The following is a 23,209-nucleotide window of genomic DNA, read 5'->3' as shown; positions in this document are numbered from 1 at the left end:
GTTACCGCGAGTTACAGATAGGGGTGTGTCGGCAATGACGCGGGCGCTGAAGGAAACAGACCGGGAGAAGACAGCCGAGCGGCTGCTCAAGTCCTCCGCCAACAAGTTCTACGATCCCGACGTCGACGTCGACTGGAACGCTCCGCTGGTGGACGGGAAGCGCTACATTCCCGCCCATCGGTCCTCGCTGTATGGCACCAAGCTGTGGGACTCGCTGTCTGAAGAGCAGCGCATCGAACTCGGCAAGCACGAGGTCGCGAGCGTCGCCACCACCGGGCTGTGGTTCGAAATCCTCCTGATGCAGATGCTGCTCAAGGAGGTCTACGACGAAGACCCGACCAGCTCGCACGCGCAGTACGCGCTGACCGAAATCGCGGACGAATGCCGTCACTCGACGATGTTCGCGCGGATGGCGTCGCGGATCGGCTGCCCGGCGTACGGCCCGGTGCCGTGGCTGCGGCGCCTCGCGAAGCTGATGCCGTCGATCAGCTACGGTCCCGCCCGCTACGGCGCGATCCTCGTTGCCGAAGAGGTCCTCGACCGGCTTCAGCGCGAGCAGATGAACGACCCGGACATCCAGCCGCTGGTGCGCATGGTCAACCGGATCCACGTGCTCGAAGAAGCCCGTCACGTCACCTTCGCCCGCGAAGAGGTCACTCGCGGGATGGCGAAGCTGTCGAAGAAGGAAATCGTCTACCAGCAGTTCATCATCGCGCTCATTTCGTACTTCGTGACGCGGGCCTTCATCAACCCGCACGTCTACAAGGCCGTCGGAATCCGGCCGCGTGACGGCGTCGAAGCCGCGATGAACAATCCGAATTGGCAGGAGAGCGTGCGCTGGGCCGGCGAGAAGATCATGCCGTTCCTGCAGGAATCCGGTCTGGTCGGCAAGCCGGGGATGTACTTCTGGCGCAAGTCCTTCCTGCTGCCGGGGAAGCGATGAAGAGCGTCAAGCAGCGCGGCTTCGTCTCCTGGGATCCGTCGCTGGAACACCGGTTCGTCACCGGTGACGGCACCGCCCTGCACGTCGAGACGGGCGGCCCGGCCGACTCCGAACTCACGCTGGTGCTGGTACACGGCTGGACGCAGGACCATCGGACCTGGGACGGCGTGGTCGAGCGCCTCGGCGACTCCGTCCGTACCTTGCGCTACGACCTGCGTGGTCACGGCGGCTCCGCGCCGGCGAAACCGGGAACGGCCACGATCCCGACGCTCGCCGACGACCTCGCCGAGCTGATCGAAGACCGCGTCCCGAACGGCCCGATCGTGCTCGCGGGGCATTCCATGGGCGGGATGACGATCATGGAGCTGTCCCGCCGCCATCCCGAACTCGTGGCCCGGCGCGTCGCCGGTGTCGCGTTCGTCGCCACGTCGTCCGGTGAGATGGACCGGATCACCCTCGGCTTGCCGGGGATCGCGGGCAGCGGCGCGGCGAGGTTCGAACGACGGCTCGCGAAGCTGCTCGCGAAAAACCGCCGGGACGCCTTGCCGTTGCCGCTGTCGGTGGTGCGCCCGGGTGCGCGATTGCTCGTCTTCGGGCAGCGGCCGCGGCGGGCCGACGTGGACTCGGTCGCGGAGCAGTTGCTGTGCGCGCATCCGGCGAGCGTCGCCGGGTTCCAGGACGCGATCTCGCGGCACGACTGCCGGGTCACGCTGGCCGCGCTTCAGGGGAAACCGGTGGCCGTGCTGTCGGGGGAGCGGGACCGGCTCTGCCCGCCGCCGCACGCCAAGGTCATCGCCGACGCGCTGCCGGACGCCGAATTCGTGCGCTACCCGGGGGCCGGGCACATGCTCCCGCAGGAACGGGCCCAAGAGGTTTCGGACCGCATCGCGGCACTCGTCCGCCGCGCCGCGAGGGTCTGAAAAAGGAGCAAGGGACCTTTGCTGCTACTTTCCAAAAGAAAGTAGCAGCAAAGGTCCCTTGCTCTCTTTCTGCTGGTCAGGCGCCTTCCGCTGAAGCCAGATAGGCGAGCGCCATCTCGGTCGTCTCGGCCGCCCAGGTGCTCCAGGACAGGCCGTCGGACCAGAAGCGGCCGGTGGCGGCACGGTGCACGCATGAGCCGATGATGGTTCGAGCGGTCATCCGGACCGCCGCCGCTCCGTCCGGCCGGTGGATCTCCCCGGCGCAGGGGTGAGCGGCTTCGACGAAGGCATGCTGGATCGCCGCCAGTGCTTCCAGGCCACGTTCGCGCCCGTCGGCGCGTTGGCCGTCGAGCAGCTCCGGGAAGATCCGGTCGTGGCTCGCGAAGGTGCGTGCAAGCGCTTCGGTGAAGGCGCCGACGATCTCGCGAAGTCCGGGCGCTGACGTGCGGAGTGCTTCGGCGACGCTGGTCTCCAGTTGCCCGAGCAGCTGGTCTTTGACGGCGTACAACAGCTGTTCCTTGCCGTCGAACCGGCGATAGATCGCACCCACCGACATACCCGCCTGTCCGGCGACGGCCGCGAGGGTGAACTCCTCGAAGCCCCCATCGGCCAGCACGTGTTCGGCGGCGGCCAGCACTTTCCGGAGGGATGCCCGGCTGCGGGCTTGTTGCGGCGGGCGGAAGCCCTTCTCGGCGGACTGCTGACTCACCGGCCGCACGCTACCTCCCCTCGGTGAGGGTGCACGGGGCACACTCAGATGCGAATGATAACTTCCGTTCGCATTTGTGCGAAGGGGGGAACCATGGTGAGCATCGAGGTGCGGGGCGCCTACGTCGATTTCCCGATCTTCGACGCCAAGACGCGGTCGCTCAAGAAGCAGGTGCTCGGCAAAGTCGGCGGAAAGATCGGCACCGAAGCGAAAGTCCCGATCATCGAAGCACTGCAGGACATCACCCTGTCGCTGCGCGAGGGGGACCGTGTCGGCCTGGTCGGGCACAACGGTGCCGGCAAATCCACCCTCCTGCGCCTGCTGTCCGGCATCTACGAGCCGACGCGGGGCACTACCCGGGTCGCCGGGCGGATCGCGCCGGTTTTCGACCTCGGGGTGGGCCTTGATCCGGAAGTCTCCGGCCGCGAGAACATCCTGATCCGGGGACTGTTCCTCGGGATGAGCCGCAAACAGATGGAGAAGCGGGTCGACGACATCGCCGAGTTCACCGAACTCGGCGACTACCTGCACTTGCCCCTGCGCACTTACTCCGCAGGCATGCGGGTGAGGCTGGCGCTCGGCGTGGTGACCACCATCGACCCCGAGATCCTCATCCTCGACGAAGGTCTCGGCGCGATCGACTCGGCGTTCCTCGCCAAGGCACGCGAACGGCTCGTGGACCTCGCCCAGCGCTCCGGCGTACTGGTGTTCGCCTCGCACGCCGATGATCTGCTGAGGGAACTGTGCACCACCGCCCTCTGGATGGACGAGGGCCGGATACGCATGCGCGGCTCGTTGAACGAGGTCCTCGAGACCTACAAAGGCCGACCGGGGGTCAGAAGCGGGCGTAGCCGGTTTCCATGAGCCGGACGCCCATCGCCTGGTAGGCCTCGTCGTCGTCCGGTGCGATCGTGGCCAGCCCGTCGACGTAGCGGTTGAACATGCAGAATGCCGCCGCGATCAGCACCGTGTCGTGGATCTCGACGTCCGACGCGCCCTCAGTGTGGGCAGCGTCGACCAGGTCCTCGCCGACCGACTTCCCGCTTTCGCGGACGGCCAGCGCGACGTGCAGGAGCGCCTTCACCTTCGCTGAAACGGGCGCGCCGTCGACGTCCTTCCATGCCGCTTCGACGACCGGCATGCCGTCTTCGAGCGCTTCGGCGGCGACGGCGGCGTGACTGCGTGAACAGAACGTGCAGTCGTTGCCGCGCGAGACCACCGCGGCGATCAGTTCGCGTTCGCCCACGCTGAGGCTGCTCGGCCCACGCAGCAGGACTTCGGCGAGTTGCCCGAGCGGCGCCGCCGTTTCCGGCCGAAAGGCGAACAGCGCGGTGATACCGGGCAGGTTCTCGTCGAGCGCGATGTGGGGCATGGGGCGACTCCTCGCGGATCGGCAAAGCGGTCGTGGGATTCCTACCCGAATGCCCGCCGGCGGCGGTGCCGCTGGACGGTCCAAAAGTGATAGCAAAGGTCCCTTGCTATCACGAGGGGGCGCGATGATCGTCAGAGTCCGAGGTCGAGCGCTTCCCGATGGTGAGTACGTCGATCTCTACGCCGACGGTGACCGCTGGACGACTGATCCGGTCCCCGGCGCGGAGCTGGTCGCCGAGGGCTGGCTGCTGCCGGGACTGGTCGACAGCCATACGCATCCCGGCGCCGAAGCGCCCGGTGACCCGATGGACGAGGAGATCCTGCGCGCCGACCTGCACCGGCACGTCGACGCGGGGGTCACGATGATCCGGTCGCCCGGGCTTCCCGGCGAGCCGCCGGAGTGGTTCGGCGCCGATCCCGAGCTGCCCCGCGCGGTGCACGCCGGACCGTGGATCGCCCAGCACGGCCAGTTCTTCGACGGCTGGGGCCGCCGCGCCACCCACGCCGAGCTGCCCGTTCTCGCCGCGGCGCAGGCGCTGCGCACCGGCTGGGCCAAGATCATCGCGGACTGGTCGGTCGGGGACGAGGCCGTACCGCCGGACGTCATGACCGCGGTCGTCGAGGCGGTGCACGCGGTCGGCGGACGCGTCGCGGTGCATTCCCAGCACGCCGCCGGCGGGGACGCGGCGGTGGCCGCGGGCGTCGATTCCGTCGAGCACGGGATGTGGCTCGACGCCGGTCACCTGCCGGATATGGCCGCCCGCGGAACCGCGCTCACGCCGACGCTTTCGGTGTTCCAGTCCTCGTTGGCGGCAGCGCGCGAACGCGAGAACAGCCCGCGGAAACGATGGTTCGTCGGCGGCGCGGAGGCGCATCCCGCACTGGTCGTCGCGGCCGCCGAGGCCGGGGTGACGATCCTCGCCGGTACGGATTCCCGGCCGCATGGCGGAATCAGTGCCGAGATCCGCGCTTTGGCGGGGACGGGGCTGCGGCCTCACGACGCACTCGCCGCAGGCTCGTGGGCCGCGCGCGAGTACTTGGGGCTGCCGGGACTCGTGCCGGGCGCGCCCGCCGACGCCGTCGTCTACGCGGAGGACCCGCGTACGGACCTGACACAGCTGGAGCACCCGGTCGCGGTGATTCTGCGGGGCGCCCGCGTCAGATAAAAGTGATAGCAAAGGTCCCTTGCTCCCCCCGCTGCCCGTCCGTAGCCGAATGCGCGTGAAGGCCCCCTTCCCTCGGATCAGTCGAGGGAAGGGGGCCTTCACGCGCGAATCGCCGCGAATCGCCGCGAATCGCCGGGGTCAGTGCTGCAGCGGGAAGCCACCACCGATGCCCCGCCAGGCGAGGTTGGCGGTGAGGGCGACGGCCTCTTCCTTGCTCATCGACTTGTGGTGCGCCAGCCAGAACCGCGCGCTGACCTGCGAGAGACCCACGAGGCCGACGGCGAGCAGCCGTGCCTTGTCCTCGTCGAGGCCCGCGTCGGCGGTGATGGTGTCGGTGATCGCGTCGACGCTGGCCGACGTCGCCCGGTCCACTGCCTCCTGCACCGCGGGCTCGCCGCGAAGGTCGGACTCGAAGACCATGCGGAACGCGCCGGCGTCGTTGTTGACGAAGTCGAAGAACGCGCCGACCGTCGCCGGGACACGCTGCTTGTTGTCCGTCGTGGAGTCGAGCGCTTCCTTGACCCGCCGCACCAGTTCGTCGACGTGGCTTTCCAGCAGCGCGATGTAGAGGTCGAGCTTGCCGGGGAAGTGCTGGTAGAGGACCGGCTTGCTGACGCCGGCCTCTTCGGCGATCTCGTCCATCGCGGCGGCGTGGTAGCCGTTCGCGGCGAACACCCGCTGCGCGGCGGCCAGCAGCTGGGCGCGGCGTTCCGTCCTTGGCAGGCGGACGCCTCGCGCCTGCAGTCGCGCCATTTCGGTCATGCTTCCTCCAGTTCGAGGCACTCGTCTCCGCCGAGAACGCGTCAGCGCATTCGAACGGGCTCCGCGGGCGGGGTCACCGCCGCGTGAAGTGAACTCGAGATTACTCGCCGGTACGGCCGGACCGCCAAGGGTCGGGCATCCTTGATGCTGTGTCTACTCCAGTTTCCCGCGCCGCCGGGACCCGCCCGCCACTGACCCATGTGCCGCTCTCGCGCAGGTCACTGCCGTCGCTGGACCCGGCCCCGGCGCCATGGCCCGGGGAAACAATAGGTGTCGGCGGGGTGAAATTGCACATCCGCCGGACTCCGGGCGGGTCAGAAACGGCGATCTACGTCCACGGACTCGGCGGTTCGTCCACGAACTGGACCGACCTAGCCGCGCTTCTGGCGCCCCAGGCGAGCGGGACTTCGGTCGATTTGCCCGGTTTCGGCAACTCCGAGCCGCCCGCGGCATTCAGTTTCAGCCTCGACGCGCACGCCGAAGTCGTCGTGAACCACATCGAGAGCCTCGACGCGGGGCCGGTGCACCTGCTCGGCAACTCGATGGGCGGGGCGGTCGCGCTGCTCGTCGCGGCCCGGCGTCCGGAGCTGGTGAAGACGCTGACGCTGATCTCGCCCGCGATGCCGGACCTCCGTCTCAGTATGAAGCGGCTGTCCGACCCGCGGATGGCGTTCGCGTACCTGCCGCTCGTCGGCCCTCGGGTACGTCGTCAGCTGGCCGCGCTCGGCCCGCGCGAGCGCGCGATGCAGGTCATCAAGCTCTGCTTCGCCGACCCGAGCCGCTTCGCCGAGAGCAGGCTGGACGAGCTGGAGGAGGAGCACAGCGCCCGCGCGGGCTTCGCCTGGGCCGCGCCCGCCCTCGCCCGCAGCACGTTCGGCATCTTCCGGACGTGGTCCGCACGCGGACCCGCGTCGTTGTGGGCCGTCGCGCCGACGGTCACCACGCCGACACTCGTGGTCTGGGGGCAGCACGACCGAGTGATATCCGTCCGGCGCGCCGAACGTACCGCTCGGCTGCTTCCGCACGCGCGGTTGCTCGTTCTCCCCCGTACCGGCCACGTGGCGCAGATGGAACGCCCGATTGTCGTAGCGAAGGCCGTCTTGGGGATGTGGGAATCGGTCGAATCGGGCACCTGGTAGCTCATCCGGGTGGGGGAGACACGCCGCGCGATGCGCCGGTCACTCACAACATCACAGTTCGGTTATGGCACCCTGGTGCCCGTGGATCGGGTGAAGCAAGGCGCGCAGGGCGAAGGACGGCGGTCTCAGTACTCCGCTTCCGCCCGTCGTTCGGCGCGTCCGCAGCCCCGGACCACCGACGCACCGCGCACCGGCCAGTACCGGCCGAGCCCGCCGCCGTCGCAGCGGCTCGACGAGGATCGCTACCGTCCCGGCTCCCGCCGGACCAGCGCCCAGCCGCTCAGCGCGTCCTGGAAGCCGCACGAGCCCGGCGGCACCCGGCCCAAATCCGCCAAAAGCAAGGGCGGCAGCGGTGTCGGCCGGTTCGCGAAGGCCTACGGCTGGCGGGTGTACGCGTTGCCGATCCTGGTGGTGATCACCGCCCTGGTCGTGTTCAACACCGCCACCGGCCCGGCCGAGCCGATCGCCTCCGACGGGCAGTCCCTTGCCTCGTCCGACAGTTCCGGTGGTGACGGCGGGGAGACCGGCGGCGGCGTCGACGGCAGCGGCGAGACCCTCCCGGAGAATCCGGCCAAACCGGTCGATCTCAAGATCCCGACCGCCGACCTGCCCAAGGGCGGTGCCTTCACCGAGTCCGGTAAGGGCACCTATCACGTCGTACCGGGTACGAGCCCGAAGGTGGGCACAGGCCAGCTGTACACCTACACGGTCGAGGTCGAGGACGGCATCGATTCGGCCAGCTACGCGGGGGACGACGGCTTCGCCAACACGGTGATGGAAACCCTGGCCAGTCCCCAGGGCTGGACGTGGGACGGGAAGAAGGCGCTGCAGCGCGTCGACGCGAGCTTCCCGAATCCCAGTTTCCGCGTGAGCCTCACCACACCGAACACGACGCACCGCGCGGATGTCTGCATGTTCCAGATCACTTACGAAACCTCGTGCTACCGCTCGAGCTTCGACAAGCGCGTGGTGATCAATCTCGCCCGCTGGGTGCGCGGGGCGATGGCGTTCCAGGCCGACATGGCCGGATATCGCCAGTACGCGATCAACCACGAAGTCGGCCACGCGCTGGGCGGGAAGCACGTCGGCTGCCCGACCGACGGCGGGATCGCGCCGGTCATGATGCAGCAGACCTTCGGCGTCTCCAACAACTTCGTCGCGCAACTGAACGACCTGCCGGGCGGTGACCGCGGCAAGGTGCCTGCCGACGGCAAGGTCTGCAAACCGGGTTCCTGGCCGAATCCCACCCCCTAGCAGCTCCTCGTCCCACCTGGTGGACGGTCCCAAAATATGGACGTAGGGAAGACCCTTCGGCCTGGGGGCGTTGTGGATACTGGGATGCGACCCGCGATCCACGCGAGATGGAGGACCCGATGTCAGGCACTCTGCCGCCGCTCGTAGAGCCGGCCGCCGAGCTCACCAAGGAAGAGGTGGCCCGGTACAGCCGTCACCTGATCATCCCGGACGTCGGGATGACCGGGCAGAAGCGGCTGAAGAACGCCAAGGTGCTGGTCATCGGTGCCGGCGGCCTCGGCAGCCCGGCGCTGCTGTACCTGGCCGCGGCCGGTGTCGGCACGCTCGGCATCGTCGACTTCGACGAGGTCGACGAATCGAATCTGCACCGCCAGGTCATTCACGGCCAGTCCGATATCGGCAAGCTCAAGGCCGCGTCGGCGCAGGAGTCGATCGCCGAGATCAACCCGTTCGTCAAGGTGCACCTGCACACCGATCGGCTGGAGTCGTCGAACGCGCTCGAGCTGTTCGAGCAGTACGACCTGATCCTCGACGGCACCGACAACTTCGCCACGCGCTACCTGGTCAACGACGCCGCCGTGCTCACCGGCAAGCCCTACGTGTGGGGCTCGATCTACCGGTTCGAGGGCCAGGCGAGTGTGTTCTGGGAGAACGCGCCGAACGGCAAGGGCCTCAACTACCGCGACCTCTACCCCGAGCCGCCGCCGCCCGGCATGGTCCCGTCGTGCGCCGAGGGCGGCGTGCTGGGTGTGCTGTGCGCGTCGATCGGCTCGATCATGGTCAACGAGGCGATCAAGCTGATCACCGGCATCGGTGAGCCGCTGCTCGGCAGGCTCGTCACCTACGACGCGCTCGAGATGAAGTACCGCGAGGTCAAGATCCGGAAGGACCCGGAGACCCCGCAGATCACCGAGCTCATCGACTACGAAGCGTTCTGCGGTGTCGTGTCCGACGAAGCGGCTTCGGCCGCGACAGGGCACACGATCACTCCGGCGGAGCTCAAGGCCAAGTTCGACAACGGCGACAACTTCGCCCTCATCGACGTCCGCGAGCCGCACGAGTACGAGATCGTGAACATCAAGGGCGCGACGCTGATCCCGAAGGACAAGATCCTCTCGGGCGAGGCGCTGTCGGAACTGCCGCAGGACAAGCCGATCGTGCTGCACTGCAAGTCGGGTGCCCGCTCGGCCGAGGCTCTCGCCGCCCTCCACAAGGCAGGCTTCAAGGACGCGACCCACCTCGGTGGCGGTGTCCTGGCGTGGGCGCGGCAGGTCGACCAGAGTCTGCCGACCTACTGATGGTTTCTCCGCGCTGACCTGCGGAAAGTAGCAAGGGACCTTTGCTATCGCCCCCGCCGGGCGATAGCAAAGGTCCCTTGCTGTCACCAGCGCGTCTTCTCGTTCGTGACGGCGAAGACGGGGTAACGTCCCGACCCGTGCGTGCCACCCTGGAAAGCCCTCCGGAACACGTCTCCGCGGCGTTCGGCGGACGGACCGGTGACGTGGAGCCGTTGCCCGGCACCACCGCCTGGCGTTACGGCGATCTCGTGCTGAAGCCGGTCGTGGACAAGTCGCGGACCCTGTGGACGGCCAGGGCGCTGGAGGCCGTCGACGAGCCCGGTCTGCGGGTCGCGAAGCCGATCCGGTCCAGTGACGGCCGGTGGGTGGTCGGCGGCTGGTCGGCGAACCGGTTCGTGTCCGGTACGCCCGAGCATCGTTACGACGACGTCGTGCACGCGGCGGTCAAACTGCACCGCGCGACGGCGGGTCTGCCGCGGCCGGATTTTCTGGGGCGCCGCACGGACATCGAGGCACTGGCCGACAAACTCGCCTGGGGCGAAGCGGACATGTCCCTCGACGAGAACAAGGGCGGCCGCTGGTTCGAGGTACTGGCGGGCTCACGAAGACCGGTCAAACTGCCGGATCAGGTCGTCCACGGTGAGCTTCTCGCCGGTGTGCTGTTCGACGGCGACGAGGCACCCGGCATCGTCGATTTCGTGCCGTACTACCGGCCAGGTGAATGGGGCGCCGCGATCGTCGCGGTCGACGCGCTGGCCTGGGGCGGCGCCACCATCGATCTCCTCGAACGCTGGGCGCATCTCCCGCAGTGGCCTCAGCTTCTCCTGCGGGCTGTTCTCTTCCGCCTGGCAGCCAACGCCCTCGACCCGAGGTCGACGCGAGCGGCCCACGACGGACTCCGCGCCGCCGCCCGCGACGTCAGCGCCGTCTTGTAAGTACCTGAAGGTGTGCTCAGGGACGGAACTCGCGTGCTTGAAGGCGCGACTCGCGTGCTTGAAGGCGCGACTCGCGTGCTTGGAGGCGCGACTCGCGTGCTTGAAGGCGGAACTCGCGTGCTTGAAGGGGGATCTCGCGTGCTTGAAGGGGGAACTCGCGTGCTCAGACCTCGCACACGTGAGTGCGGGGTCTGAGCACGCGAGATCCGCGGCTCACTCGGTGCGCAGGTTCTCCGCTCGCGCGGCCGAGCGTACGGTCGGCAGCGTGGACGCGGTCACCAGCAGCACCACCACGGCCGAGGAGACGGCGAGCACGCCCACCGCCGCCCAGTCGATGACCAGCGAGATGGACAGCAGGCGGGTCGCCATCGCGGCGATGCCGATCCCGGTCACGATCGCGGTCCCGACGCCGAGCAGCAGCGGGATCCCGTTCTGCCAGATCAGGGACCGCATCACGACCCGCACGGGAACGCCCGCCGCGGACAGCGCGCCGATGGCCCGTCGCCGTTCGCGCACCTGTTCCTGTGCGAGCACCAGGAGACTCACCCCCGCCAGCAGCAGGATGAACAGCGCGCCGGTGAAGAGGATGTCCCGGACGTCGCTGAACATCCGGGCCTCGTCCGTCAGCTTCTTCCCGTCGACGGTGTTCACCTGGGTGCGCCAGCCGAACGGCGCGACCGCGTTGCGCACCCGTTCCACGAAGTCCGGATCCGTCGCCGACGGCCGCACGGTCCCGGCGGCACTGGCTTCGGAGAGATCGATGCCTGCCAACGCGCCGGGGGTCGCCAGCACTTGCGCACCGGCGTAGTAGGCGACTTCCCCGCGCGTGAATTCGACGGGACGCGGATCCACGGGGTAAGTCCAGCGCTGCTCCCGCTTCCCGTCGTCGAGCAGGGTCACCGTCTGTCCTTTATGGAGCGACAGGGCTCGTTCTTCCTTGAAGGAGAAGACATCCCCGTCGGCGCACGACGTCGCCGCGGTGACGGCCGTGATCGTGGCGCAGTCGGCGATGCCCAGGTAAACACCCGAGTCGCTGACGAGCAGGGTGCGGATGGAGCGGACGTCTTCGGCGCCGGGAACGGCTCGCACGGCGGGCACCGCGCCCTCGGCGGCCTTGCCGCCCACGGCGGTGAATTGGATCAGATCGGACGAAAACTGCTGGCGCGACGTCGGGAGCCAGGAGTAGAAAGCGGCCTGCCCGGCCAGCAGGGACTGCAGGGCGATCGCTCCCGCGATGACGACGCAGAGACCCGCGACGACACGTGAAGGCGTTCCGCTGTCGCTCTGCAGCCGCCGGATGGCGAGCTGGAAGGCCGGTGGGCCACCACGGATCCGGGCGACCACGCGTTCCAGTAGCCAGGGGAGCATCGCCGGAATGCCGATCAGCAGGAGCAAGGCCCCCGCCATCAGCATTTTCCTGGCGAGATCGCTGCCGGACGGGTAGCCCGGCATCAGCAGGGCGATGCCCGCGACGACTAGCAGCAGCCGCCACCACAGCCGCCGCCGGACCGGGGAGGCCTCGCGGACCACGCCGAGCGGTTCGATGATCGTGTGGCGTTGCGCGACCAGCGTGGTCACCACGGTCAGCGCCGGGACGACGAGCGCGATCAGCACCACCAGCGGCCATGACGGGGTCAGGTCGCTCGGGAACAGGCCGAAGCGGAACACTTGCAGGTTCGCGACCTGGCTGCGGAACAGCAGGAACAGCCCGGCGCCGGCGAGCAGCCCGGTCGCCGCGCTCACCAGGGTCTCGCCCGCGGCCACCCGGCGGACCTGCCAGGACGACGCCCCCGCCAGCCGGAGCGCGGCGAGCCGCCGGTCGCGGTTGGCGCCGCCGATCCGCGAGGTCGTGCCGATGAAGATGAACACCGGCGTGAGCAGGGCGACGATCCCGATCAGCAGTACCAGGAGCACGGTCGGAGCGAGCGGACGGTCCGGTCCCGGGTGGCCGAAACCGTAGATCGGGTAGCCGGCCAACGACGCGTCGACACCGATGTAGGCGCTCAAATCCCGGGGGTTCTGCAGTGCCTCGGTTTTGACGATCCCGACCCGCGTACCGGCGAGGCGGGGCCGCAGGAGTTCGCCGGCGTCCGAGGCGAGGAGTTCGTTCAGGCGAGGCGAGACGACGACTTCGCCCGGTGACGGCACGCGGTCCAGCCCCGGCGGCACCGGCGAGTTCGGCCCGATCGCGTGCACGTATTCGAGCCGGATCGGTTCGCCGCGGAACTCGGCCGTCCGCTCCGTGTACAGCAACGGGTCGCCACCGCGCGCGGCGTCGAAGTTCACCAGGGAGGCGTTCTCCCGCTGCTGCCTGCTTTCGTTGGCGTTGCCCGCCGACGCGCCGAGCAGCAGGACCGCGACCGCCAGCCCGATCCCGATGGTGGCCAGCACCAGCCGGACCGCGGTACCCCGGCCGCCCCCGACGGCCAGCCGGAATCCCAGCGTCAGATCTTCCCAGCTGCTCATCGGGTCACCGCCGGTTCACGCGTCCGGCCGTCGCGCACGACGACCTCGCGGTCGGAGTACGCGGCCACGCGGGGTTCGTGCGTGACCAGGACGACGGCGGCGTTGGTCTGCTTCGCGGTCTCCGAAAGGAGCCGCATCATCCCCTCGCCGCTGAGCGAGTCCAGCGCGCCGGTCGGTTCGTCCGCGAAGATCACCGACGGTTCGGTGATCAGCGCCCTGGCCATGGCGACCCGCTGGCTCTGCCCGCCGGAGACGCGGCCGGGTGTGCTGCCCGCGACGTCGGCGACCTGCAGCCTGTCGAGCCAGGTCGCGGCGAGCCGTTCCGCCGGACGGCGTTTCATCCCGCCGAGCCGCAACGGCAGCGCGACGTTCTCCAGGCAGGTCAGCTCGGGGACGAGCTGCCCGAACTGGAAGACAAAGCCGAATTCGGTACGCCGCAAGGCACTGCGTTCGCTGTCGGACATCGACGGCAGGGCGCGCCCGCGGAACAGCACCTGACCCTTCTCGGGGCGGACGATGCCCGACAGGCAGTGCAGAAGCGTCGACTTCCCGGACCCCGACGGGCCCATGACCGCGACGATCTCGCCGGCGCCGATCTCAAGCCCGGCACCGGCCAGCGCCTGGTTCGGGCCGAAGGCCTTGTGCAGGCCGAGCCCTTGTAACAACGGTGTTTCCACTTTGTGGTCCCCAGGTTCAGCGAGTCAGTTGGCGCGCGAGTTCGTCGAGGCGGGCGGCCGTGAGCTCCAGCCAGCGCAGATCTGCTTCGAGGTGGAACAACGCGTGATCGCAGATGAGCTGGTCGGCGAGGTCGCCGGTGGTCTTGCGGGCGGTCAGCTCGCGCATGGCACGCAGGTGAGAACCGCGCTGGGCGTCGAGGAGATCCTGTGCGCCGCGGCCGGAAAGCAGGGCGAGGACGACCTTGGTGTACAGCGTGTTCTGCAGGTACACCGAGGGGTTTTCCGGGCTTTTCAGCCATTCCTCGACGTTGGTGACGCCGCTGTCGGTGATCGCGTACCGCTTCCGGTCCGGTCCGCCACCCGCTTCGACGCCGTTCTCCTCGACGAGACCGTTCTTCAGTAGCCGGTTCAGCGTCGAATAGACCTGCCCGTAGTGCAGTGGCCGGTCTTGGCGGAACTGCCTGTCGTAGAGCTGTTTGAGGTCGTAACCGTGCTTGGGGCCGCCTTCGAGCAGGCCGAGCAGGGTGTTCCCGATGGACATGGCGGCGACTATACACAGTGTGTATACGCATCGTCTATACACACGGTTCATAGCTCCCGTGACCTCACGGTGTGACCCGCGTCGAAGGCAGGCAATGTCAAACGCCTGAAACATTCAGGAGTTCTCAGGTAACACGGCCTACCTACCTTCAAGCGCAATCGACGCCTGGAGGTGCTCCCGTGCCGCTCGCCGCCCCCGCCCGAACCGCGGTGGACACGCACTGCCCATACTGCGCCCTGCAGTGCGGGATGAGCCTCGACGGCACCCGCGTCACCCCGCGCGACTTCCCGGTCAACGCCGGTGGCCTGTGTCAGAAGGGGTGGACGTCGGGAGAACTCCTCACCTCGCCGTCCCGGCTGACGACGCCGCTCATCCGTGTCGACGGCGAACTCCGTCCCGCGACCTGGGAACAGGCACTCGATCTTGTCGCGCGGCGGCTCACCGAAATCCGGGTGGCCAGTGGAGCCGACTCGGTCGCCGTCTTCGGCGGCGGTGGGCTGACCAACGAAAAGGCTTATCTGCTGGGAAAGTTCGCGCGGGTCGCGCTGGGTACCGCACAGATCGACTACAACGGCCGCTTTTGTATGTCCTCGGCGGCAGCCGCCGGGATCAAGGCCTTCGGCGCCGACCGCGGGATGCCGTTCCCCGTGACGGATCTCGCCGACGCAGACGCAGTCCTCCTGATCGGCGCGAACCCGGCCGAGACGATGCCGCCGTTCATACAGCATTTGCGGGGTGCGGACCTGATCGTCGTCGATCCGCGCCGGACGCCGACCGCCGAACTCGCCGGGCTGCATCTCGCACCCGCGCCGGGGACCGATCTCGCTCTCGCGCTGGGGATCCTGCACGCCGTCGTCGCCGACGGCCTGCTCGATGAGTCCTATGTGGACAAGCGCACGAACGGCTTCGGCGAGCTGTGGCGCACGGTCGCGGCCTGGTGGCCGGAGCGCGCCGAGCAGGTCACCGGGGTTTCGGCGGCCGACCAGCGCCGGGCCGCCGCGAAGCTCGCCGCTGCCCGCAACGCCTACATCCTGACCGCGCGTGGCACCGAGCAGCACGCCAACGGCACCGCGATGGTGAACTCCTGGATCAATCTCGCACTCGCGCTCGGTCTTCCCGGACGCGAGGGCTCCGGGTTCGGTTGCCTGACCGGACAGGGAAACGGCCAAGGCGGACGCGAACACGGACAGAAGGCAGACCAGCTTCCCGGCTATCGCAAGATCGACGACTCCGCCGCCCGCGAGTACGTCGCCGGAGTCTGGGGTGTGCCACCGGAATCCCTGCCGGGGCCCGGCCGTTCGGCCGTCGAACTGTTGCAGGCACTCGGCACGGACGACGGGCCGAGTGCGCTCATGGTGTTCGGCAGCAACCCCGTCGTCTCCGCGCCGGGTGCCGGGAACATTCAGCGCAAAGTGTCCTCTTTGGACTTCCTGGTCGTCTCGGATCTCGTCCTTTCGGAGACCGCGGCGCTGGCCGACGTCGTTCTGCCGGTCACGCAGTGGGCGGAGGAAGACGGCACGATGACCAACCTGGAAGGCCGGATCCTCCTGCGCCGCAAGGCGATCGACCCGCCGTCCGGGGCGAAGACCGATCTGTACGTGCTCTCGGAACTGGCCCGGCGGCTCGGCCAGCCCGACGGCCGGTTCCCGGATGACGCCGAGACCGTCTTCACCGAACTGCGCCAGGCGTCCAAAGGCGGCGTCGCCGACTACTCCGGCATCACTTACGACAGGCTGCGCGCCGGTGAGGCCCTGTACTGGCCGGTCCCGGCGGAGACGCATCCCGGTACGCCTCGGATGTTTCTCGACGCCTTCGCGCATCCGGACGGCCGCGCGCGGTTCGTGCCGGTGGACCACGTCGGCCCGGCCGAACTCCCCGACGCCGAATTCCCCTTGCAGGCCACCACGGGCCGGGTCCTGCAGCACTACCAGTCCGGTGCGCAGACCCGGCTGGTCAAGGAGCTGAACGACGTCGTGGGGGAGGCTTTCGTGGAAGTTCATCCGGACACCGCCGCGCACGCGGGCCTGGCCGAGGGTGACCTCGCTGTCGTGCGGTCGCGGCGCGGGAAGACCCTCGCGCGGGTCCGGTACGTGCCGTCGCTGCGCCCGGATCTGGTGTTCCTGCCCTTCCACTTTCCCGGCGAGGGCCGCGCGAACCTGCTGACCAACCCGGCACTCGACCCGACCAGCCGGATGCCCGAGTTCAAGGTGTGCGCGGTCGCGCTCACCCCGGCCGAGGTCGTCGCATGAGCCCCCGGTCGGTGGTCATCGCCGGTTACGGGATGGCGGGCGCGCGGCTCGCGGACGAGATCCAGCGGCGTGACCCGGGCGGCGAGCGCGTCCGGCTCACCGTCGTCGGCGCCGAGGAGCACACCGCCTACAACCGGGTGCTGCTCTCGTCGGTGGTCGCCGGGACCATGCGGCCCGAAGCCGTCCGGCTCCACGACGACGACTGGCCGTCCCGCACCAGCGCGGACCTGCGCCGAGGGGTCGCCGCGACGTCGATCGACCGCGCCACGCGACGGATCCACCTCGACGACGGGTCCACTGTGGACTACGACGTACTTGTGCTCGCCACCGGCGCCAACCCGTGGATGCCACCCGTCGAAGGCCTCGAAACCGGCCCGGACGTCGTCGCGTTCCGCACTCTCGACGACTGCGCCCGCATCCTCGACGCCGCCAGACTGGGCGCGCCGGTCGCCGTCCTCGGCGGTGGCCTGCTCGGCCTCGAAGCCGCGCGAGGCCTTGCCGGACGGGGAAATCTCGTCACCGTCGTACATCCGATGCCGTACATCATGGAACGACAGCTGGACGCGGAAGCCGCGCGGGTGCTGACCAGGAAGCTCGAAGAACTCGGCGTCGGCTTCCGGCTCGGCGTCGGCGCCGCCCGCTATGTCAGCGGTGACGGGCTCAAACTCGACGACGGCACGCATATCCCCGCCGACCTTATCGTCGTCTCGACCGGCGTGCGGCCCGAGACGAAACTGGCCGTGGACGCCGGGCTGACCGTCGAGGGCGGCATCGTCGTCGACGATCTGCTGCGCACCAGCGACGGCCGCATTCACGCGATCGGTGACTGCGCCAGGCATCCCGGTGCGTTCGGCGGACTGGTGCAGCCCGCGTGGGAGCAAGCCGCGGTCGTCGCCGACCTCGTCACCGGGACCAAGGCGTCGTCCCGGTATCGCGGTACGCGACCGGTGACCCGGCTCAAAGCCCGCGGCATCGACCTCACCGCACTCGGTGAGACGATGACCGGTGCCGGCGACCCGGACGCCGAGGTGCTCACCTTCAGCGACCCGGCGGGCTGCCGCTACGGCAAGCTCGTCCTCCGCGAAAACCTGGTGACAGGCGCGATCCTGCTCGGCCTGCCTGACGCCGCCGCGACGATCACCCAGCTTTACGACCGGCGCACACCGGTGCCAGAAGACCGGCTCGCCGTCCTGCTCGGCCGCGCACTGCCTGCCGGGGCGCCGTCGGCGTCGAGCCCGGCCGACCTGCCGGCGTCGGCGGTCATCTGCCGCTGCAACGCGGTGACCAAGGGGCGGCTGGTCGACGCCTGGCGCGGCGGCGCCACCGACGTCCCCGCCCTCGCCGGGGCGACCCGGGCGACGACCGGCTGCGGCGGCTGCGAGGACGCCGTCGGCGGGGTCGCGAAGTGGCTGGCCGCGCAATGAACCCGAACGCATCCACCGAGGAGGACCTCATGTCGCCCAGGCCCAGTCAAAGCGGCAAGCGCTGGATCGAGCACTGGGATCCGGAGAACGAGCGGTTCTGGGAGGAGACCGGGAAGAAAATCGCCCGCCGCAACCTCTGGTTTTCCGTCCTGGCCGAGCACATCGGCTTCTCCGTCTGGACACTGTGGTCGGTGATGGTCCTGTTCATGGGGCCGCAGTATGGATTCTCACCCGCCGACAAGTTCCTGCTGGTCTCCACACCGACGTTGATCGGCGCGCTCATGCGGCCGTTGTACACCTTCGCCGTAGCGAGGTTCGGCGGCCGGAACTGGACGATCGTCAGCGCTTTGCTGCTGCTGGTGCCGACCGTCCTGGCGGCGATCGCGATGCAGCCGGGTACTCCGCTCGGCACGTTCCTGCTGATCGCCGCACTCGGCGGGGTCGGAGGCGGGAACTTCGCGTCGTCGATGACCAACATCAACGCCTTCTACCCGGAGAAGCACAAGGGCTGGGCGCTCGGGCTCAACGCGGGTGGCGGAAACCTCGGCGTGGCGGCGATCCAGCTGATCGGGCTGCTGGTCATCGGCACCGTCGGCGCGGCCGCGCCCCGGCTGGTGCTGGCGATCTACCTCCCGCTGATTGTGCTGGCCGCGACCTGCGCGTACTTCTTCATGGACAACCTCGCCTCGATGAAGGGCGACACCAAGGCGATGCGTGAGGTCGTCAAGGATCCACACACGTGGGTGATGTCGTTCCTCTACGTCGGCACGTTCGGCTCGTTCATCGGGTACAGCTTCGCCTTCGGGCTGGTGCTGCAGAACCAGTTCGGCCGCACCCCGCTGCAGGCGGCCGCCGTGACGTTCCTCGGGCCGCTGCTCGGTTCGTTCTCCCGTCCGGCGGGTGGCTGGCTGTCCGACCGGATCGGCGGCGGCAAGGTCACCTTCGCGACGTTCGTCGGGATGGCCGCGGCCACGGTGGTGCTGATCCTCGCTTCGACGTCGAACTCGCTGGCGTTGTTCACCGTCGCGTTCATCGTGTTGTTCGTCCTGACCGGGGTCGGCAACGGTTCGACGTACAAGATGATCCCCGCGATCTTTCGCGCCAAGGCGAAGGTCGCGATCAGCGAAGGTGCCGACGAGACACTGGAAATGTTGAAGGCACGCAAGCTTTCCGGCGCGCTGATCGGGCTGGCCGGGGCGATCGGCGCACTCGGCGGGCTGTTCATCAACCTCGCCTTCCGGCAGTCGTTCGCGGACACCAAGAGCGGGGTGCCGGCGTTCGTCGCCTTCCTGGTCTTCTACGGGTTGTGCTTCACCGTCACGTGGGCGGTGTACCTGCGCAAACAGCAGACGGAGGTGGCGAGCACCCGAGGTCTGGCGCTCGCCGGGGTGGAGGTCTGATGCGGAAACTCGTCGTCGCGGGACACGGGATGGTCGCGCACCGGCTCGTCGAAGCGGTGCGTGCGGAGGACAAGTCCGGCGAATGGCAGGTGGTGGTCCTCGCCGAGGAGACTCGGCCGGCCTACGACCGTGTCGCGCTGACGTCCTATGTAGACACCTGGGATCCGGAATCGCTTTCTTTGGACGGCGCGGACTACGCCGGGGACTCGCAGGTCGAACTGCGGCTCGGTGACGCGGTGGCTTCGGTGGACCGCTCGCGGAAGATCGTCGTCACCGAGTCCGGCCACGAGCAGCCGTACGACGCGCTCGTCCTCGCGACTGGTTCGCGGCCGTTCGTCCCGCCGGTGCCCGGTCACGATCTCCCGGGCTGCTTCGTCTACCGGACGATCGAGGATCTCGATGCCATCCGGGAAGCCGCTCAGCGACCCGGGCGCGGTCGGCGTTCGGCGGTCGTCATCGGCGGCGGACTTCTCGGCCTCGAAGCCGCGAAAGCGTTGCGGGATATGGGACTCTCACCGCATGTCGTCGAAATGGCGCCGCGTCTGATGCCACTGCAGGTCGACGAGGGTGGCGGTGGGCTGCTGCGGCGGCTGATCACCGAACTCGACGTGACCGTCCACACGGGAACGTCGACCGACGCCATCGAGCCGGACGGCGAGCGTTACCTCGCCCGGCTCGGAAACGGTACCGAACTCGACGTCGACCTGGTCGTGTTCTCCGCCGGGATCCGGCCGCGTGACGACCTCGCCCGCTCGTCCGGGCTGGAAGTCGGCGCACGGGGCGGCATCCTGGTCGACAAATCCTGCCGGACGTCCGATCCGGCGGTGTACGCGATCGGCGAATGCGCTGCCGTCGCGGGAAAGGTGTACGGCATCGTCGCGCCGGGGTATGCGATGGCGGAGGTCGTCGCGGCGCGGTTGACCGGTGGCGAGGGCACGTTCCCCGAACCCGACATGTCGACAAAGCTGAAGCTCATGGGGGTCGACGTCGCCAGTTTCGGCGACGCGCACGCGGCGACCGAGGGCGCGCTGGAGGTCGCGTTCAACGACGCCGTCGCCGGGACCTACAAGAAACTCGTGATCTCGGACGACTCGAAGACGTTACTCGGCGGCGTGCTGGTCGGCGACGCGAGTGAGTTCAACACGTTGCGTGCGATGGTCGGGCGGCCGTTGCCTGCCGAGCCCGGTGCGATCCTCGCTCCGGCGGGCGGTGGGGCGGCGGTCGGTGTCGACGCACTTCCCGACGCCGCGCAGATTTGTTCGTGCAACGCGGTTTCCAAGGGAGCCATCACGCACGCGATCACCGAAGAGGGCTGTGATTCGGTCGCGAAGATCAAGGGCCGCACCCGCGCCGGGACCGCGTGCGGATCATGCGTTCCGCTGCTGGGCAAGCTGCTGACGGCTTGCGGGGTGGAGCAGTCCAAGGCGCTGTGCGAGCACTTCCCGCAGTCGCGCGCGGAGTTGTTCCAGATCCTGCAAGCCACGCGGATCAGCACGTTCAGTGAGATGATCGACCGGTATGGCACCGGAACCGGTTGCGCCCTCTGCAAACCCGCGATCGCCTCGATCCTCGCGACGCTCGGCAACGGACATATCCTGGCAGGTGAGCAGGCGACCCTGCAGGACACCAACGACAAGTTCCTCGCGAACCTTCAGCGCAACGGGACCTACTCGGTGGTGCCGCGGATCCCCGGCGGCGAGATCACGCCGGAGAAGCTGATGGTGATCGCACAGGTGGCGATGGATTTCGGGCTGTACACCAAGATCACCGGCGGACAGCGGATCGACTTGTTCGGCGCCACCGTGGATCAGCTCCCGCTGATCTGGCGGCGCCTCGTCGACGCCGGGTTCGAATCGGGCCACGCGTACGGGAAGTCTTTGCGCACGGTGAAATCGTGTGTCGGCTCGACGTGGTGCCGGTACGGCGTGCAGGACAGTGTCGGGCTCGCCATCGAACTCGAACTGCGTTACCGGGGCCTGCGCTCACCGCATAAACTGAAGTCCGCGGTTTCGGGCTGTGCGCGGGAATGTGCCGAGGCACGCAGCAAGGACTTCGGCATCATCGCCACGGACAAGGGCTGGAACCTTTACGTCGGCGGCAACGGCGGTGCGACGCCGCGGCACGCGGACCTGCTGGTGTCCGAAGTGGACACCGAGACGCTGATCCGCACGATCGACCGGTTCCTGATGTTCTACGTCCGCACGGCCGACCGGTTGCAGCGTACCGCGCCGTGGGTCGAGGAGATGGACGGCGGGCTCGGCCACCTGCGCGCGGTGATCGTCGATGACAAACTCGGGATCTGCGAGGACCTCGACGCGGCGATGGCCAAGCACGTCGGGGATTACGCGGACGAGTGGCGTGGTGTGCTGGAGGATCCGGAGAAGCTGGCGAAGTTCACATCGTTTGTCAACGCGCCGGGCACGCCGGACCCGACGATCTCGTTCCGGACCGAACGCGAGCAGAAGGTGCCCGTACTGCTGGGCATTCCGGAGGTGAAGCGATGACGACGTCGATCGAGCGCACCTGGACCGCGATCTGCGTGGCGGGTGCGGTCCCCGAGTGGTCCGGCGTCGCCGCCCTGCTTGACGACGGCGGGCAGGTGGCGATCTTCCGGCTCCCCGGCGGCCGGTGGTACGCACTGTCCAATCTGGACCCGGTCAGCGGGGCGGCGGTGCTGTCGCGCGGGATCGTCGGCGACGCCGGTGGGGTGCCCGTGGTGGCCTCACCGGTGTACAAGGAACGGTTCGACCTGCGGACCGGCGAATGTCTCGACGCCGAGGGCGTCTCGGTCGAGGCGTACCGGGTGCGGGTCACCGGTGGCGTGGTGGAGGTGGAAGCTTCCCCGTGACAGAAGTGCCTCCCTTAGCGGGATTCGTCATCGGAATCACGGCGGCGCGACGAGCGGACGAGCTCGGCGCGCTGTTCGTGCGCAAGGGGGCGACCGTGCGTTACGGCCCGGCGATCCGGATCGTGCCACTCGCCGACGACACCGAACTCCGGGCGGCGACCACGCGGCTGCTGGAAGAGCGCGTGGACGCCGTCGTCGCGACGACCGGAATCGGCTTCCGCGGCTGGATCGAGGCCGCGGAAGGCTGGGGGCTGGGGGAGGAGCTGCTCGACAGGCTGGGAAAGTCGTCGCTGCACACGCGTGGCCCGAAGGCCAAAGGCGCCATCCGCGCTGTCGGGCTCTCGGAGGACTACTCGCCCGCGTCGGAGAGCAACGCCGAGGTGCTGCGGCATCTGCTGGAGTCCGGTGTGGACGGTCAGCGGATCGCGGTCCAGCTGCATGGCGAACCACTTCCGTACTTTGTGGACAGTCTGCGCGCCGCCGGTGCCGAGGTGATCGAGGTCCCGGTTTACCGCTGGGTCCGACCCGCCGATCCGGGACCGCTGGACAGGCTGCTGGACGCCGTACTCGACGGCGCGGTGGACGCGCTGCCGTTCACCAGCGCGCCGGCCGTCGCGTCGATGCTGGCGATGGCCAAGCGGACCGGGCGGCTGCCGGGAATCGTTCAGGCGCTGGAAAAGCGGGTCGTGGTGGCGTGCGTCGGGCCGATCACGGCCGGGCCGCTCGCGGCGCTCGGCGTCCCGACCGTGCAGCCCGCGCGGTCGCGGATCGGGGCGCTGGCGCGGACGGTGTCGGACGCGCTCGAAGCCCGCTCGCCCCGGCTGACCGCGGGTGGGCGGAGTATCGAACTCCGTGGTCAGGCCGCGTTGGTCGACGGGCAGTGGTGCGACGTCGCACCCGCGCCGATGGCCATGCTGAAGGCGCTCGCGGAGTCGCCGGGCCGGGTGGTCTCCCGGCGGGAGCTGATCTCGGCGCTGCCCGGCGGCGGCGAAGCACACGCCGTCGAGACGGCCATCGGGCGCCTCCGCAGCTCCCTGGGCGCCCCGAAACTCGTCCAGACGGTGGTGAAACGCGGGTACCGCCTGGCCGTGGACCCGTGACCCCCGC

At 68.9% G+C, this 23,209-nt stretch carries 20 protein-coding genes; 14 read left to right on the top strand and 6 right to left on the bottom strand.

Annotation, left to right across the window (positions count from 1 at the left end):
- Window positions 1–34: 34 nt before the first annotated feature.
- Both AB0M65_RS17000 and AB0M65_RS16995 read left to right on the top strand, forming a co-directional pair.
- A complete protein-coding gene (locus tag AB0M65_RS17000; RefSeq protein WP_364028147.1) occupies window positions 35–943 on the top strand; it encodes a diiron oxygenase in 909 nt (302 codons plus the stop codon).
- Complete coding sequence (locus AB0M65_RS16995; protein ID WP_364028145.1) at window positions 940–1,863, top strand: alpha/beta hydrolase; 924 nt, start codon at window positions 940–942, stop codon at window positions 1,861–1,863. Before AB0M65_RS17000 ends, AB0M65_RS16995 begins: the two co-directional genes overlap by 4 nt.
- A 76-nt stretch (window positions 1,864–1,939) precedes the next feature.
- Here the strand turns inward: AB0M65_RS16995 and AB0M65_RS16990 are convergent, their stop codons facing one another.
- Entirely contained in the window at window positions 1,940–2,572 is a 633-nt protein-coding gene (locus AB0M65_RS16990; protein WP_364028143.1) for a TetR/AcrR family transcriptional regulator, read from the bottom strand.
- A 93-nt stretch (window positions 2,573–2,665) separates the two neighbouring features.
- Here AB0M65_RS16990 and AB0M65_RS16985 point away from each other — a divergent pair, with 93 nt between their 5' ends.
- Entirely contained in the window at window positions 2,666–3,436 is a 771-nt protein-coding gene (locus tag AB0M65_RS16985; RefSeq protein WP_364028141.1) for an ABC transporter ATP-binding protein, read from the top strand.
- Here the strand turns inward: AB0M65_RS16985 and AB0M65_RS16980 are convergent.
- Window positions 3,408–3,944 (bottom strand): carboxymuconolactone decarboxylase family protein, encoded by a 537-nt coding sequence (locus AB0M65_RS16980; RefSeq protein WP_364028139.1) that lies wholly within the window; start codon window positions 3,942–3,944, stop codon window positions 3,408–3,410. The genes AB0M65_RS16985 and AB0M65_RS16980 overlap by 29 nt on opposite strands.
- Before the next feature lie 124 nt (window positions 3,945–4,068).
- On the opposite strand from AB0M65_RS16980, the gene AB0M65_RS16975 reads away from it, so the two are divergent.
- Window positions 4,069–5,109: an amidohydrolase family protein gene (locus AB0M65_RS16975; protein ID WP_364028137.1), complete on the top strand. Its 1,041-nt coding sequence runs from the start codon at window positions 4,069–4,071 to the stop codon at window positions 5,107–5,109.
- 138 nt (window positions 5,110–5,247) lie between these two features.
- On the opposite strand, the gene AB0M65_RS16970 is transcribed toward AB0M65_RS16975, so the two are convergent.
- On the bottom strand, window positions 5,248–5,871 hold the full coding sequence (locus AB0M65_RS16970) for a TetR/AcrR family transcriptional regulator (protein ID WP_364028135.1): 624 nt from the start codon (window positions 5,869–5,871) through the stop codon (window positions 5,248–5,250).
- Window positions 5,872–6,152: 281 nt separating this feature from the next.
- On the opposite strand from AB0M65_RS16970, the gene AB0M65_RS16965 reads away from it, so the two are divergent.
- The 4 genes from AB0M65_RS16965 (at window position 6,153) to AB0M65_RS16950 (ending at window position 10,497) form a co-directional block, all read left to right on the top strand.
- The gene (locus AB0M65_RS16965) at window positions 6,153–7,010 is read left to right on the top strand and encodes an alpha/beta fold hydrolase (RefSeq protein ID WP_364028133.1); all 858 of its coding nucleotides are present in this window, start codon (window positions 6,153–6,155) and stop codon (window positions 7,008–7,010) included.
- An 81-nt stretch (window positions 7,011–7,091) separates the two neighbouring features.
- Window positions 7,092–8,264, top strand: coding sequence for a DUF3152 domain-containing protein (locus tag AB0M65_RS16960; protein WP_364028131.1), 1,173 nt, complete (start codon window positions 7,092–7,094; stop codon window positions 8,262–8,264).
- A gap of 119 nt (window positions 8,265–8,383) precedes the next feature.
- Window positions 8,384–9,562, top strand: coding sequence for an adenylyltransferase/sulfurtransferase MoeZ (gene moeZ / locus AB0M65_RS16955; protein WP_364028129.1), 1,179 nt, complete (start codon window positions 8,384–8,386; stop codon window positions 9,560–9,562).
- 137 nt (window positions 9,563–9,699) lie between these two features.
- Window positions 9,700–10,497, top strand: coding sequence for a TIGR02569 family protein (locus AB0M65_RS16950; protein WP_364028127.1), 798 nt, complete (start codon window positions 9,700–9,702; stop codon window positions 10,495–10,497).
- 213 nt (window positions 10,498–10,710) lie between these two features.
- Here AB0M65_RS16950 and AB0M65_RS16945 read toward each other — a convergent pair whose 3' ends face one another.
- Genes AB0M65_RS16945 through AB0M65_RS16935 form a run of 3 tightly spaced genes read right to left on the bottom strand, consistent with a single transcriptional unit; the run spans window position 10,711 to window position 14,181 of the window.
- Complete coding sequence (locus AB0M65_RS16945; RefSeq protein ID WP_364028125.1) at window positions 10,711–12,963, bottom strand: FtsX-like permease family protein; 2,253 nt, start codon at window positions 12,961–12,963, stop codon at window positions 10,711–10,713.
- Window positions 12,960–13,640 carry an ABC transporter ATP-binding protein gene (locus AB0M65_RS16940; RefSeq protein WP_364028123.1) on the bottom strand — a complete coding sequence of 227 codons (681 nt, stop codon included), beginning with the start codon at window positions 13,638–13,640 and terminating at the stop codon, window positions 12,960–12,962. The genes AB0M65_RS16945 and AB0M65_RS16940 overlap by 4 nt, the downstream gene beginning before the upstream one ends.
- Window positions 13,641–13,656: 16 nt before the next feature.
- Entirely contained in the window at window positions 13,657–14,181 is a 525-nt protein-coding gene (locus AB0M65_RS16935; protein ID WP_364028121.1) for a PadR family transcriptional regulator, read from the bottom strand.
- Window positions 14,182–14,360: 179 nt separating this feature from the next.
- Between AB0M65_RS16935 and AB0M65_RS16930 the strand changes: the two genes are divergently transcribed.
- The 6 genes from AB0M65_RS16930 to AB0M65_RS16905 are packed head-to-tail and all read left to right on the top strand — an operon-like array spanning window position 14,361 to window position 23,202.
- On the top strand, window positions 14,361–16,430 hold the full coding sequence (locus AB0M65_RS16930) for a molybdopterin oxidoreductase family protein (RefSeq protein WP_364028120.1): 2,070 nt from the start codon (window positions 14,361–14,363) through the stop codon (window positions 16,428–16,430).
- Window positions 16,427–17,854, top strand: coding sequence for an FAD-dependent oxidoreductase (locus tag AB0M65_RS16925; RefSeq protein ID WP_364028118.1), 1,428 nt, complete (start codon window positions 16,427–16,429; stop codon window positions 17,852–17,854). Before AB0M65_RS16930 ends, AB0M65_RS16925 begins: the two co-directional genes overlap by 4 nt.
- Before the next feature lie 29 nt (window positions 17,855–17,883).
- Entirely contained in the window at window positions 17,884–19,254 is a 1,371-nt protein-coding gene (locus AB0M65_RS16920; RefSeq protein ID WP_364028116.1) for a nitrate/nitrite transporter, read from the top strand.
- A complete protein-coding gene (gene nirB / locus AB0M65_RS16915) occupies window positions 19,254–21,758 on the top strand; it encodes a nitrite reductase large subunit NirB (protein ID WP_364028114.1) in 2,505 nt (834 codons plus the stop codon). Before AB0M65_RS16920 ends, nirB begins: the two co-directional genes overlap by 1 nt.
- Window positions 21,755–22,102, top strand: a complete 348-nt coding sequence (nirD, locus tag AB0M65_RS16910; RefSeq protein WP_364028112.1) for a nitrite reductase small subunit NirD — start codon at window positions 21,755–21,757, stop codon at window positions 22,100–22,102. Before nirB ends, nirD begins: the two co-directional genes overlap by 4 nt.
- Window positions 22,099–23,202 (top strand): uroporphyrinogen-III synthase, encoded by a 1,104-nt coding sequence (locus tag AB0M65_RS16905; RefSeq protein ID WP_364028110.1) that lies wholly within the window; start codon window positions 22,099–22,101, stop codon window positions 23,200–23,202. Before nirD ends, AB0M65_RS16905 begins: the two co-directional genes overlap by 4 nt.
- The last annotated feature ends 7 nt before the right edge of the window (window positions 23,203–23,209 follow it).

The sequence above is a fragment of the Amycolatopsis sp. NPDC051071 genome (genome assembly GCF_040682875.1).
GTDB lineage: Bacteria > Actinomycetota > Actinomycetes > Mycobacteriales > Pseudonocardiaceae > Amycolatopsis.
The sequence above is the reverse complement of the archived record's forward strand: the minus strand, read 5'-3'. Positions and strand labels throughout refer to the sequence as shown.

Bases quoted from the DNA above. Each gene is read 5' to 3' on its own strand.
- AB0M65_RS17000 (WP_364028147.1), top strand. From the start codon at position 35: ATGACGCGGGCGCTGAAGGAAACAGACCGGGAGAAGACAGCCGAGCGG.
- moeZ (WP_364028129.1), top strand. From the start codon at position 8,384: ATGTCAGGCACTCTGCCGCCGCTCGTAGAGCCGGCCGCCGAGCTCACC.
- AB0M65_RS16980 (WP_364028139.1), bottom strand. From the start codon at position 3,944: ATGCCCCACATCGCGCTCGACGAGAACCTGCCCGGTATCACCGCGCTG.
- nirD (WP_364028112.1), top strand. From the start codon at position 21,755: ATGACGACGTCGATCGAGCGCACCTGGACCGCGATCTGCGTGGCGGGT.
- AB0M65_RS16995 (WP_364028145.1), top strand. From the start codon at position 940: ATGAAGAGCGTCAAGCAGCGCGGCTTCGTCTCCTGGGATCCGTCGCTG.
- AB0M65_RS16945 (WP_364028125.1), bottom strand. From the start codon at position 12,963: ATGAGCAGCTGGGAAGATCTGACGCTGGGATTCCGGCTGGCCGTCGGG.
- AB0M65_RS16935 (WP_364028121.1), bottom strand. From the start codon at position 14,181: ATGTCCATCGGGAACACCCTGCTCGGCCTGCTCGAAGGCGGCCCCAAG.
- AB0M65_RS16985 (WP_364028141.1), top strand. From the start codon at position 2,666: ATGGTGAGCATCGAGGTGCGGGGCGCCTACGTCGATTTCCCGATCTTC.
- AB0M65_RS16920 (WP_364028116.1), top strand. From the start codon at position 17,884: ATGTCGCCCAGGCCCAGTCAAAGCGGCAAGCGCTGGATCGAGCACTGG.
- nirB (WP_364028114.1), top strand. From the start codon at position 19,254: ATGCGGAAACTCGTCGTCGCGGGACACGGGATGGTCGCGCACCGGCTC.
- AB0M65_RS16975 (WP_364028137.1), top strand. From the start codon at position 4,069: ATGATCGTCAGAGTCCGAGGTCGAGCGCTTCCCGATGGTGAGTACGTC.
- AB0M65_RS16970 (WP_364028135.1), bottom strand. From the start codon at position 5,871: ATGACCGAAATGGCGCGACTGCAGGCGCGAGGCGTCCGCCTGCCAAGG.
- AB0M65_RS16925 (WP_364028118.1), top strand. From the start codon at position 16,427: ATGAGCCCCCGGTCGGTGGTCATCGCCGGTTACGGGATGGCGGGCGCG.